The organism is Anaerofustis butyriciformans, from assembly GCF_036289385.1.
GTDB classification, from domain to species: Bacteria; Bacillota; Clostridia; order Eubacteriales; family Anaerofustaceae; genus Anaerofustis; species Anaerofustis butyriciformans.
This window is the reverse complement of the sequence record NZ_JAYFFH010000008.1, coordinates 47549-60483: the sequence shown is the minus strand read 5'-3', so window position 1 is coordinate 60483 and position 12935 is coordinate 47549. Positions and strand designations below refer to the sequence as shown.

The following is a 12935-nucleotide window of genomic DNA, read 5'->3' as shown; positions in this document are numbered from 1 at the left end:
TTTATTATTATTTTTTTATTGATTTTTTAATTATATAAATTTTATCAAAAAAGTACAAGTATTTAAACTAAATTATTAAGAATTTTCAGAATTTTTATATAATTTAACAAAATAAATATACCTTATATTTGCAAAAACTTCCCATTAAAACCTTAATGGGAAGTTTATCTTACATATATTTTTTAACCACCTAAATATGCTTTTCTTACATCATCTGATTGAAGTAATTCTTTTGCGTCACCGCTCATAACAACTTCACCTGTTTCAAGTATATATGCTCTATTTGATATTGAAAGTGCCATATTAGCATTTTGTTCTACTAAGAAAATTGTGGTACCTTCTTTATTAATTTGTTTAATCAATTTAAAAATATCTTGAACGATAACAGGTGCAAGTCCCATTGAAGGTTCATCAAGAAGTAAAAACTTAGGTCTTGACATCAATGCTCTTGAAATAGCAAGCATTTGTTGTTCTCCACCACTAAGTGTTCCTGCAAGCTGACTTTTTCTTTCTTTTAGTCTTGGAAACTTATTGTATATTTCTAAAATATCTTTTTTAATATTATCTTTATCTTTTCTTAAATAAGCACCCATCTCAAGATTTTCATATACTGTCATATCAGCAAAGATTCTTCTTCCTTCAGGAACATGAGAAATACCTCTTTTTACTATATCAGTAGCCTTTACATTATCGAGGCTCTCTCCCATAAATTCAATATTTCCGCTTGTTTTTGGAACAAGCCCTGATATTGTTCTTAAAGTGGATGTTTTTCCGGCACCGTTTGAACCTATTAAAGTTACAATTTCTCCTTCGTTAACTTCTAAAGAAACATCTTTTAGGGCATGAATAGCACCATAATGTACATTTAAATTTTCAATTTTAAAAAACATTCTATACTTCCTCCCCTAAATATGCTTTTATTACTTTTTCGTTATTTTTTATTTCTTCAGGTTTTCCTTCAGCAATAATTGTACCGAAGTCTAAAACATATATTCTTTCGCATATTTCCATAACGAATTTCATATCATGTTCAATTAAAATAACGGTTAATTCATATTTTTTTCTTAAATTTTCTATTAAAATTCTAAGTTCATCAGTTTCACTTGGGTTCATTCCCGCTGCAGGTTCATCAAGGAATATTACACTTGCACCGGTAGCAACAGCTCTTGCAATTTCAAGTTTTCTTTGTTCTCCATAAGGAAGATTTTGAGCAAGCTCATCCCTTTTATCTGCAAGACCAACAAACTCAAGAATATTCATTGCATTTTCATAAAAAATAGTTTCGCATTCTCTGTATGCTTTAGTTCTAAAAATAGCAGAGAAAATATTATATTTTACTCTTTTATGCATTGCAATTCTTAAATTATCAAGTACGCTAAGTTCATTAAACAATCTGATATTTTGGAAAGTTCTACTTATACCAAAGCTACTTGTTATATAAGGTTTTAAACCGTTAATTAAAATTGTATCTCCAGTTTTATCATTTTTTAATTCAATTTTACCTGATGTTGGAGTATACACACCTGTAAGCAAGTTAAATATTGTAGTTTTTCCTGCCCCATTAGGTCCTATTAGACCTATTAATTCACCTTTTTCAACATTTATATTTACATGAGAAACAGCTTTTAAGCCGCCAAAACTTTTACTTAAGTCTTCAATTTTTAATATTGCCATAAACTATTCCCCCACTACATCTTTATTCTTTCTTATTTTATTTTTAAACTTTTCAACAGAAAACATTTCTCTTAATTTAACAAAGAAAGGAGTTTCACCTGATTTAATAAGCATTATGGCAATTAACATAATCGCATATAAAATCATTCTGATTTCTGAGAAGTCTTGAAGAGCAAAAGAAATAATATTTAAAACAAATGCTGCAATAATTGTTCCATTAATATTTCCTAGTCCGCCAAGTACAACAATCATTAAAATATCAATTGACTTCATGAAACCAAAGTTCTTTGGTTGAATAACGCCTACATAACCTGAATATAATGCTCCCGCAACACCTGCAAAGAATGTTCCTATAATAAAAGCAAGAATTTTTGCTTTAGTTACATTTACACCCATTGATTCAGCAGCTATTTCATCTTCTCTTACAGATACACATGCTCTACCATATGATGATTTTAAAACATTTGTTATTACAAAATAACAAATAAACATACATATAAAACATACTTCAAGTGAAGAATATAAAGGGATTGAAGATAATCCGGCAGCTCCACCAAGGATAGTTTGGTCTACGTTTTGAATAACAATTCTGATAATTTCACCAAGACCTAATGTAGCAATTGCAAGGTAGTCACCTCTTAAACGAAGAGTTGGAATACCAATTAAAAATCCTAAAAATCCTGATAAAATTCCACCTAAAATTAACGCAAGGATAACCATAACAATGCTATCTGACATTCTAAGAGTCATAAGAGCACTTGTATATGCACCTATTGCCATAAATCCCGCATGCCCTAATGAGAACTGTCCTGTAATACCTGTAATTAAGTTTAGACCAAGGGCTAAAATAATATCTATACAAAGTTTTAATACAATAGTTTCATAGAATGGAGAAATAATTCCAACAAAAATGAATAACTTTATTATTATATATGCAGCAACAAAAGCTATTACAGTAGGAATATTCCCTTTTAGTCCAAGTATCTTACTTGGATCTTGCTTTTTAAACATATCTAAAATCTTTTTCATATTAAACGTTACCTCCTATACTTTTTCCTTTCTATTCTTTCCAAGTAAACCTGATGGTTTAACAATAAGAATAATTATAAGGATTGCGAAGGCAACCGCATCTTTATATGCACTTGAAAGATAACCACTAACCAAAGTTTCAATTAGTCCAAGTGATACACCACCAACGATAGCTCCCGGTATACTTCCTATACCACCAAATACGGCAGCGATAAAAGCTTTTAAACCAGGTGTCATACCTGATAATGGATTTACAGTAAACATAGCACCATACATTACACCGGCAACAGCTGCTAAAGCAGAACCAATAAGGAATGTGAATGAAATTGCTTTATCTACACTTACACCCATTAATTGAGCAGCATCTGGATCAGATGAAACAGCTCTCATTGATTTACCTATTTTTGTCTTACTAATTAATAACTGTAATAAAACCATTAATACTAGTGTAATCAATGTAACCATTAATTTGTCACTTGGAATTGAAATTCCACCTAAATTAATGTAACCAAGTCCAAAAAATCCTGAAGGATATGTTCTAACATCTGGACCTACAAAATACATCATTGCATATTCAAGCAAGAAACTTACACCAATAGCTGTAATAAGAAGCGTAATTCTTGGTGCATGTCTTAGTGGTCTATATGCAACTCTTTCAATTACAACTCCAAGTATAGAACAAATTATAACTGCAATAATAGTTGCAGGTATAAAGCCTATTCCTAGCGTATATGAACAGAAAAATCCTACATATCCTCCTATCATTAAAATATCTCCATGCGCAAAGTTAATAAGGTTTATAATTCCGTAAACCATAGTATATCCAAGCGCAATCAAGGCATAAATACTACCAATGGAAATCCCATTGATAATTTGCTGAATAAATTGTTCCAAATTATGTACCCCCAGTATCTTTATTATTTTAAAAATATTGTTAAAACCATATTATATTCATATATTGTTTTAATCATATCCTTAAAACTGCAGTAAAGTGGTGAGTTTTTCTCACCACTTTACCAAAATTTATTTTATTTGTTAATAAATTTCAAATATTTTATTCAATTAAAGTTTTGTATTAAATACAGCATTTCCATCTTTAAATTCAAGTACTACTGTTTCTTTTACAGGGTTATGTTTTTCATCAATGCTTAGAGTACCTGTTACAGCTTGGAAATCTTTTGTTGCAGCTAAAGCTTCAGCAACTTTTTGAGGATCAGCACTTCCTGCTCTAGCGATTGCATCACAAGCAAGTTTACCTGCATCATATCCTAATGTTTCAAAAGCACCAGGATTTTCATCATTATTTGCAGCTTTATAAGCTTTTACGAAGTTTTGAACAACTTCTGATTCATCATCTACTGCATAATGGTTTGTAAAGTATACATTTTTAAGTGCATCTTTACCTGCTGTTTCAAGCATTGTTGGAGAGTCATATCCGTCACCGCCTAAGATTGGTAAATCAATACCTAATTCTCTTGCTTGTTTAATAATTAAAGAACATTCTGTGTAATAACCTGGTAAGTAGATTACATCAGCTTTTTTATCTTTGATTTTTGTAAGTACAGGAGAGAAATCTTTATCTTGAGCTGTAAATGTTTCTGTTGATACGATTGTTCCTCCGTTTGCTTTAAATTCTGATTCAAATGCTTTTGCAAGTCCGTTTGAATAATCATTTGATGTATCAGCTAAAACGATTGCTGATTTTGCATTTAATTTTTTAGTTGCAAATTCAGCCATTTTACTACCTTGTAATGAGTCTGTATAACATAATCTAAATATGTACTCTTGTACATTTCCGTTTGAATCTACTGTAATATCATCTGATGTACCTGAACATGTAATTGCAGGAACTTTATATTGATTTGCAGCTGCGATTGTTGCTTTGAAAGCACCTGAAGTAGCAGGTCCAATCATAACACTTACGCCTTCTTTACTTGCAAGTTTTGTAGCAGCACTCATAGCTTCATTGTTATCTGATTTGTTATCAATTTTAACAATTTCAACTTTTTTACCATTTATTCCGCCAGCTTCGTTTACTTCATTAACGGCCATTTCAATGCCTTTTGTACAAGATTGTCCGTATGTTGCAACGTCACCTGACAATTCATAGTTAACCCCTATTTTAATTGTGTCTGAATTTTCTGCGCTGCTTCCTCCACATGCACTAAATCCTACAAGCATTGTTGCAGACAAAAGTAAAGCAGCAGCTTTTTTCATTGTCTTTTTCATTGTCTATACCCCTAACTAATTTTTTTAATTAATATAAAAATATATTAATAATTGTTATTATCTTACCCTTACTATTTTCTTTTGTCAAGTAAAATGATACAATTTTCTGAATATTTCAAAATATTATATATTACTCCCGATTTTTTTCAAAAATATGATATAATTTTAATCAAGTTTTTATATTAAGGAGATACAAATTGAACTACGAACAAGCAATAAATTTTATACATTCTACAAATAAATTCGGATCTGTACTTGGTCTTGATAATATCAATGAATTACTTAGGCTTATAGGAAACCCTCAAGATGATTTAAAGGTAATTCACATAGCAGGAACAAACGGAAAAGGCTCTATTTCAACAATGTTAAATGCTGTTTTATCAAAGTCCGGATACAAAACAGGTCTATACACTTCACCTTTTTTGGAAAAGTTTAATGAAAGAATAAAAATAAACGGTATAGATATTTCAAATGAGGATATAGCATATTACGTATCAGTAGTTAAAGATAAAATAGATATAATGATAAAAAATAATTTTCCTCATCCTACAGAATTTGAAATAATAACTGCAGCTGCACTACTTTACTTCAAAGAAAAAGATGTTGATATAGTTATACTTGAAGTAGGGCTTGGAGGTAGATTAGATGCTACAAACGTTGTAAATAATCCTCTAATAAGCGTTATTGCATCAATAAGTTTTGACCATGTTGAACAACTTGGTAATACTTTAAAAAAGATTGCATACGAAAAAGGAGGAATCATAAAAACAAATTCAAATGTCGTAATATATCCTTCTGATAAAGAAGCTGTAGATGAACTTATAAAAATATCAAAAGAAAAAAATGCATCTTTTTATTTACCTAAAAAAGAAGATATTGAATTAATAGAAATCAGTTTTGACGGAAGCAAAATAAAATATAGAAAAACAAATCCTTTTAGTATAAATGAATTTAAACTTTCTTTACTTGGTAAAAATCAAGTTTATAATGCATTAACGGTTTTACAAACTTTGGAAGTACTTTATTCACTTGGATATAAAATAAAAAAAGAAGATATACTAACTGCATTAGAAAATATACATTTTAATGGAAGATTTGAAATTTTCTCCAAAAATCCAATAATAATATTAGATGGAGGGCATAATAAAGAAGGCATTGAAAGTTTTGTAAACAACTTAAACCTTTATTTTAAAGATAAGAAAATAATATTATTTTTTGGTATGCTTGCAGATAAAGATATAGACAGTTCGTTAAAAAAACTTTTGCCAAAGGCAGAAAAAATTTATACTTTAACACCAAATAACAATCGTGCTTTTTCAAGCAAAGATATGTATGAAAAAATAAAACAAATTGATAAAAATGCCCATGTATCCTATATCACAGATACGGCAAAATCAATTGAGTTAATAGAAAAAGATAGTGAATATATATATGCATTTGTAGGATCCTTATACCTTATAGGAGAAATAAGAACTTTACTTAGACATGCAAATTATTAAAATTTAATTAAAAAAAATTTTTATATTGACATATAAACATCTCAGTAATATAATTAAGCAACAAAATAATTAAGCAACTTAACTATTTGTTGCTTTTTTTGTTTTAGAGAGGATAAAGAAATGCATGATAAAATTGAAAAAAAAGAAATCAAAGAATTTATTTATTATCTGCACTCTATCGGTAAAATCTTAGGTTCAAAAGCGGAATGTGACATTAAACTCCCGAAATCTGAATTTTTCCTTCTCGCTTTTTTAATTAAACAAAAGAAAGAAAAAAATATCGACAGTGTTTTACCTTCAACAATAAGCGAAAAGACTAAATTATCAAGACCGGCGGTCACACAAACGTTAAACAGCCTTGAAAAAAAAGGTTATGTAGTAAGGATAATGGATGAAAAAGACAGAAGAAAATTCAAAGTAGAAATAACACCAAAAGGGAAAAAAATGTTTAATGATACTTTTGAATCCAAATTCAGTGAACTTATGGATATTATCGAAAAATTAGGGAAAGAAAAAGTAAATCAACTTACGGATATTTTTAAAGAAATAGTAGAAATATCCAAAAATAACCAGAAAGGAAATGACCTGTAATGATTAAATTAAGAAAATATTTAAAACCATTTATTTTCTCTATTATTTTTTCAATTGTATTTCTATTAATACAGGCAAATTGCGAACTATCTCTACCTGATTATATGTCTAAGATAGTAGACTACGGAATACAAAACGGTGGCATTGAGAACAACCTTCCAAATGTAATAAGAGAAAATGAATATGAAAAAGTTAAATTTTTCTTAGAAGAAAATGAACAACAACAACTTGACAGCATTTATTCAAAAGTTACAAAAGAAAATAATGATTATGAAGAATATAAGGAAGAATACCCTATCCTTGAAAAAGAAAATGTATATATTCTTAAAGATGATGCAAACAAAGATGTTATTGATTCATTAGATTTAGCAGTTGGGAAAAGTGAAATTATCGTAAGTTTTATTGATAACCCTGAAAATATGCAAAAACAAAATTTATTTGATATCGATACAAAAGAAGGTGACAATAAAACAGCTGATATGAGTTTAATGATGTCAAGTAATACCGATATGTTTTCTATAATAAAGAACATGCCAAAAGAAAATAGAGATGAATTTTTAAATAAAATAAACTCTCAACTTGACAACATTCCCGAAACAAGTATATCTCAAATTGCTTGTACTTATATAAAAGGTGAGTATCAACAAATAGGATTAAACCTTGAAGATGTTCAATCATCATATATTATCAATATTGGCGTTAAAATGCTTCTAATTGCTCTTGTATCTGCTGTTTGTGCTATTTTAGTAGGTTTCCTTGCATCAAGAACTGCAGCAGGAGTTGCAAGAACACTTCGAAAAGATGTTTTTGCAAAAGTAGAAAGTTTCTCTAATGTAGAATTTAATAAATTTGCGGTATCTTCTCTTATCACAAGAACCACAAACGATATTACACAAATTCAAATGCTTATAGTAATGGGACTTAGAATATTATGTTATGCTCCTATAATGGGAGTTATTGCAATAATGAAAGCTCTTAGCTCCAGTACATCAATGAGTTGGATAATTCTTCTTGCAGTAATAGTTATTTTAGGATTTATGATGATAGCTTTCAGCGTTGTACTTCCAAGATTTAAGAAAATACAAAAATTAACAGATAAATTAAACCTTGTTGCAAGAGAAAATTTATCAGGACTTATGGTTATAAGAGCCTTTGGAACAGAAGATTTTGAAGAAAAAAGATTTGATGAAACAAATAAAACTTTAACAAAAAATAACTTATTTGTTAATAGATTCATGATGTTCTTAATGCCATTTATGATGCTAGTTATGAACCTTGTACAACTTCTTATTGTTTGGGTTGGTGCAAACCAAATAGAAGCAAGTACTCTTCAAGTTGGAGATATGATGGCATTTATTCAATACGCAATGCAAATAATTATGGCGTTCTTAATGATTTCAATGATGTTTATCATGGTTCCAAGAGCTAGTGTTTCTGCTAACAGAATAAATGAAGTTTTACAAACACCTTTAGAACTAAAAGACCCTAAGGAAGAAAAACCTTTTGATGATAACAAAAAAGGAGTTGTTGAATTTAAAAACGTTTCTTTCGCTTATCCGGGTGCTAGTGAATATGTGCTTCACAATATAGACTTTACCGCTAATAAAGGTGAAACTACTGCTATTGTAGGTTCTACGGGAAGCGGTAAATCAACTCTTGTACAATTAATACCAAGACTTTTTGAAGCAAGTAAAGGTGAAATACTAGTTGACGGAGTAAACATAAAAGATATTAACCAAACACATTTAAGAGATAAAATAGGATACATTCCTCAAAAAGGAGTCTTATTTAAAGGAACAATAAGATCCAATCTTGAATATGGAAAAGAAAATGCAACAGATGAGGAATTATGGAAAGCTTGTGACATTGCGCAAGCAAGTAAATTTATAAAAGAAAAACCGGATGGTTTTGAAACGGAAATTGCATCAGGAGGAACCAACGTTTCAGGAGGTCAAAGACAAAGATTATCAATAGCAAGAGCAATTGTAAAAAATGCTGAAATATACATTTTTGATGATAGTTTCTCTGCCCTTGATTTCAAAACAGATAAAAATCTTCGTAGTGCAATAAATAAAGAATTATCAGATGCTACGATAATTATAGTTGCTCAAAGAATTAGCACAATTATGCATGCTGAGCAGATAATAGTACTTGACGATGGAGAAATCGTAGGAAAAGGCACACATAAAGAATTAATGCAAAATTGTGAAGTATATAAAGAAATAGCCTTATCTCAATTATCAGAAGAGGAGGTAAGAAACAATGGGTAATCATGGAAGAGGACCTATGAGAGGAATGCCTGCAATGAGAGGCGGAGAAAAAGCAAGAGATTTTAAAGGTACAATGAAAAAACTTCTCCATTATCTCGGGACAAAAAAATTACAAATATTTATTGTCTTTATATTTGCAGTAATTTCAACGGTATTTAATATAGTAGGACCTAAAATACTTGGAAAAGCAACTACAAAAGTATTTGACGGAGTAATGGGAAAAATTGCAGGAACAGCAACAGGAATTGACTTTATTTATATTGGCAAAATACTTATTATATTAGTATGTCTATATTTAATATCTGCCATATTCTCTTATTTACAAGCACATATAATGACAGGTGTTACAACTAATTTAACATACAACCTTAGAAAAGATATTTCTCATAAAATAAATACTCTACCTTTAAAATACTATGATACACAACAAACAGGTGAAGTTTTATCGAGAATAACAAACGATGTAGATACAATAAACCAAAACTTAAATCAAGGTGTTACACAAATAATAACAAGTATTACAACGGTAATTGGTATTTTAATAATGATGGCAAGCATAGATATCACAATGACTATTATTGCTTTACTCATCATTCCTATTTCTTCAATATTTATTATGACTGTAATACACTTCTCACAAAAATATTTTAGAAGTCAACAAGAATATCTTGGACACGTTAACGGACATATTGAAGAAATGTATTCAGGACACTCTATTGTAAAAGCATTTAACAGAGAAGAACAATCAATTAATGATTTTAATGAATATAACGATACTCTATATCATTCAGCTTGGAAATCACAATTTTTATCAGGAATGATGCAACCTATCATGAGTTTTATCAGTAACCTCGGATATGTAGCTATTTGTATTCTTGGTGGATATAGAGCAACAAAAGGATTTATAACAGTTGGTGATATACAAGCATTCATACAATATGTAAGAAACTTTACTCAACCTATAACACAACTTGCAAATGTTTCTAATATTCTTCAACAAACAGCAGCCGCTGCTGAAAGAGTTTTTGAATTCTTAGGAGAAGAAGATGAAAAAGAAACAACAAATGAACCTAAAGAAGTTAATCTAAATGATGTTAAAGGAAGCGTAGAATTTGACCATGTATATTTTGGATATGATGAAAATAAACCTATCATTAAAGATTTTTCTTCTAAAATAAAATCAGGACAAAAAATTGCAATAGTTGGACCTACAGGAGCTGGTAAAACTACAATAGTAAAATTATTAATGAGATTCTATGATATTAACAGCGGTTCAATAAAAGTTGACGGTGTAAATATAAATGAGTACAAACGTAGAGATTTAAGAAAAATGTTCGGTATGGTTTTACAAGATACATGGCTATACAATGATACAGTAATGAATAACATTAGATATGGTAACTTAAATGCAACTGATGAAGAAGTAGAACAAGCCGCAATTGCTACCCACGTTGACCATTTTATCAAAACAAATGTTGACGGATATCAAATGGTACTAAACGAAGAAGCAAGTAATATTTCAAGCGGGCAAAAACAGCTTTTAACAATTGCCAGAGCATTACTTGCAGACCCTAAAATTTTAATTTTAGATGAGGCAACAAGTTCCGTTGATACAAGAACAGAAAAATTAATTGTAAAAGCAATGGATACCTTAGTAAAAGGAAGAACAAGTTTTATAATTGCACATAGATTATCAACAATAAAAGATGCAGATTTAATACTTGTAATGAATGAAGGAAATATTATTGAACAAGGTACTCATAGTGAATTAATGGAAGAAAATGAATTTTACGCAAATCTTTACAATTCACAATTTGAAGAATAAAAAAGAGCTGAAAGGCTCTTTTTTTAATATTTTATTTGATTTTTGGGAAAATAAATATTAAGGAGGTTATTATGAAAATAAACAAAAAAGATTTAAACCCACCCGATACGGATTTCTTAAAAAATTCAAAAACCATTTCATCAACAGAATGTACGGGACTGATGCAAAATATACCTAAAAGTAATGATGAAGAAGAATCTTATGAAGATTTATATCAAACACAAACAAATATAGAAAAATAAAAAACGCAATAATATCTAAGTATTTTTACTTAGATATTATTGCGTTTTTTCAAAATCAGTATAATAAAATACTTCAATATCAAAATTGTCAGGCTCTAAAATGTCTTTTAACAAAAAATGAAAATCTTCATCAATCGCATATATAATCTTATAAAGATTATATATGTCATCTTTTGTCATATTTAAAACTCTCCCCCCATAATTTATTTTATTTAAAATTTTTTGGATCTTTATTTATATAACTACATATCTCAAGAAATTCATCTACATCCAAACTTTTTTTATTTCCATTAATACTCATTTTTACCTCATTATAATTTAAACCAGTTTCCCTGCATATTTGTTTAATATCAATATTATTATCCAGTATATATTTCGATAAATTTTTACTGGCATTATCGGTATTCCCTACTCCATCATCCAATTTCTTATCCATCATAATATTTTCTCCGTTTTGAAGAATTTTTATTTTATTATAATATTACATAAAAACTTTGTCAATAAATACTCTTCAAATCGAAGAATATTTATTGACAAAATATTGACAAAAAAGTGACTTTTATATATGATTGAAAACAAGGAGTTAACAATATGAGCAAGGAAGAAATCTCACTAAAATTAAAAGAACTTAGAAGAAAAAACAAGTTGACAATAGATGAAGTCAAACATCTTTTGGAAAAAAGAAATATAAATGTTGCAATAAAAACAATATACGGTTGGGAAAGTGGACAACGACTTCCAAACCCCGATATTTTTTTAAATCTATGCGACATATATAATGTTAATAATATCTTAGAAGAATTTGAAGTTGGAAACAGAAAAAAGAAAGTAAATAATAATTTAAAAATGATAGCTAGAGAAGATGGAATAAGCTATAACTCTCTTAGTAAATCCGAACTAAATAAACTAAAAGAAAATACTATTCTAATTACAAAAGATGAATAAAATAGATTTAAATAATTATAAAAATATACAGCATTTAGTTTGGTACATTTTAAGAGAAACAAAAACAAATAAACTTCCTGTTGACATTATTCATATATGTAGGGAATTAGACATAAAAATAAGATATTATGATAATAATAGTGAAATTGCAAAGACTTATAAAGATGGATTTTCATATATAACTGAAGATAATGAAAAAATAATCTTTTTTAATAAATCTGTAAATAATGACTGTAGGAATAGATTCACAATAGCTCACGAACTAGGTCATATTTTACTTGAACATAGTAAAGATAAAACTAAAACATACAACGAAATGGAAACCGAAGCAAACATGTTTGCCATAAGACTTTTAGCCCCTCTTTGTGTTTTAAAAGAAATGAATATATCTTCTCCTGAAGAATTATCACAACTATGTAATATTTCTAAAACCGCAGGAACATACAGATATGAAAGATTGCAAAAAGCATTAATAAAAAATAAATTCTATGTTAATCCAAAAGAAAAAAAGATTTTACAACAATTTAAAGACTATATAGAAAACAATTAAAATGGATATTTAAATATATCCTTTTTTTATTTGGGATTAACTCTTTTTAAAAATTTTATATTTAATTACAAAGAAAATTAT

At 28.8% G+C, this 12935-nt stretch carries 14 protein-coding genes; 7 read left to right on the top strand and 7 right to left on the bottom strand.

What is annotated here, in order from left to right:
• Positions 1 to 182 precede the first annotated feature (182 nt).
• The 5 genes from V2W16_RS09930 to V2W16_RS09910 all read right to left on the bottom strand — a co-directional run bounded on the left by V2W16_RS09930 (position 183) and on the right by V2W16_RS09910 (position 4932).
• Positions 183 to 890 (bottom strand): ABC transporter ATP-binding protein, encoded by a 708-nt coding sequence (locus V2W16_RS09930; RefSeq protein WP_329385276.1) that lies wholly within the window; start codon positions 888 to 890, stop codon positions 183 to 185.
• Position 891: 1 nt separating this feature from the next.
• Positions 892 to 1674 carry an ABC transporter ATP-binding protein gene (locus V2W16_RS09925; protein WP_138269370.1) on the bottom strand — a complete coding sequence of 261 codons (783 nt, stop codon included), beginning with the start codon at positions 1672 to 1674 and terminating at the stop codon, positions 892 to 894.
• A gap of 3 nt (positions 1675 to 1677) precedes the next feature.
• Entirely contained in the window at positions 1678 to 2703 is a 1026-nt protein-coding gene (locus V2W16_RS09920) for a branched-chain amino acid ABC transporter permease (protein WP_329385270.1), read from the bottom strand.
• Between the two features lie 15 nt (positions 2704 to 2718).
• Positions 2719 to 3597 (bottom strand): branched-chain amino acid ABC transporter permease, encoded by an 879-nt coding sequence (locus V2W16_RS09915; protein WP_329385267.1) that lies wholly within the window; start codon positions 3595 to 3597, stop codon positions 2719 to 2721.
• A 168-nt stretch (positions 3598 to 3765) separates the two neighbouring features.
• Positions 3766 to 4932 carry an ABC transporter substrate-binding protein gene (locus V2W16_RS09910; protein ID WP_329385265.1) on the bottom strand — a complete coding sequence of 389 codons (1167 nt, stop codon included), beginning with the start codon at positions 4930 to 4932 and terminating at the stop codon, positions 3766 to 3768.
• 197 nt (positions 4933 to 5129) lie between these two features.
• Between V2W16_RS09910 and V2W16_RS09905 the strand changes: the two genes are divergently transcribed.
• The 5 genes from V2W16_RS09905 to V2W16_RS09885 all read left to right on the top strand — a co-directional run bounded on the left by V2W16_RS09905 (position 5130) and on the right by V2W16_RS09885 (position 11359).
• Positions 5130 to 6431, top strand: a complete 1302-nt coding sequence (locus V2W16_RS09905) for a bifunctional folylpolyglutamate synthase/dihydrofolate synthase (RefSeq protein ID WP_329385262.1) — start codon at positions 5130 to 5132, stop codon at positions 6429 to 6431.
• A 120-nt stretch (positions 6432 to 6551) separates the two neighbouring features.
• On the top strand, positions 6552 to 7022 hold the full coding sequence (locus V2W16_RS09900; RefSeq protein ID WP_329385259.1) for a MarR family winged helix-turn-helix transcriptional regulator: 471 nt from the start codon (positions 6552 to 6554) through the stop codon (positions 7020 to 7022).
• Entirely contained in the window at positions 7022 to 9292 is a 2271-nt protein-coding gene (locus V2W16_RS09895) for an ABC transporter ATP-binding protein (RefSeq protein ID WP_329385256.1), read from the top strand. The genes V2W16_RS09900 and V2W16_RS09895 overlap by 1 nt, the downstream gene beginning before the upstream one ends.
• Complete coding sequence (locus V2W16_RS09890; protein ID WP_329385253.1) at positions 9285 to 11117, top strand: ABC transporter ATP-binding protein; 1833 nt, start codon at positions 9285 to 9287, stop codon at positions 11115 to 11117. The genes V2W16_RS09895 and V2W16_RS09890 overlap by 8 nt, the downstream gene beginning before the upstream one ends.
• A 71-nt stretch (positions 11118 to 11188) precedes the next feature.
• Complete coding sequence (locus V2W16_RS09885) at positions 11189 to 11359, top strand: hypothetical protein (protein WP_329385250.1); 171 nt, start codon at positions 11189 to 11191, stop codon at positions 11357 to 11359.
• Between the two features lie 36 nt (positions 11360 to 11395).
• Here V2W16_RS09885 and V2W16_RS09880 read toward each other — a convergent pair whose 3' ends face one another.
• Both V2W16_RS09880 and V2W16_RS09875 read right to left on the bottom strand, forming a co-directional pair.
• A complete protein-coding gene (locus tag V2W16_RS09880; RefSeq protein WP_329385247.1) occupies positions 11396 to 11539 on the bottom strand; it encodes a hypothetical protein in 144 nt (47 codons plus the stop codon).
• 28 nt (positions 11540 to 11567) lie between these two features.
• The gene (locus tag V2W16_RS09875; protein ID WP_329385244.1) at positions 11568 to 11798 is read right to left on the bottom strand and encodes a helix-turn-helix domain-containing protein; all 231 of its coding nucleotides are present in this window, start codon (positions 11796 to 11798) and stop codon (positions 11568 to 11570) included.
• A 152-nt stretch (positions 11799 to 11950) separates the two neighbouring features.
• Between V2W16_RS09875 and V2W16_RS09870 the strand changes: the two genes are divergently transcribed.
• Together V2W16_RS09870 and V2W16_RS09865 are read left to right on the top strand one after the other, a co-directional pair.
• Positions 11951 to 12304 carry a helix-turn-helix domain-containing protein gene (locus V2W16_RS09870; protein ID WP_329385242.1) on the top strand — a complete coding sequence of 118 codons (354 nt, stop codon included), beginning with the start codon at positions 11951 to 11953 and terminating at the stop codon, positions 12302 to 12304.
• The gene (locus tag V2W16_RS09865) at positions 12297 to 12854 is read left to right on the top strand and encodes an ImmA/IrrE family metallo-endopeptidase (protein ID WP_329385239.1); all 558 of its coding nucleotides are present in this window, start codon (positions 12297 to 12299) and stop codon (positions 12852 to 12854) included. The genes V2W16_RS09870 and V2W16_RS09865 overlap by 8 nt, the downstream gene beginning before the upstream one ends.
• The last annotated feature ends 81 nt before the right edge of the window (positions 12855 to 12935 follow it).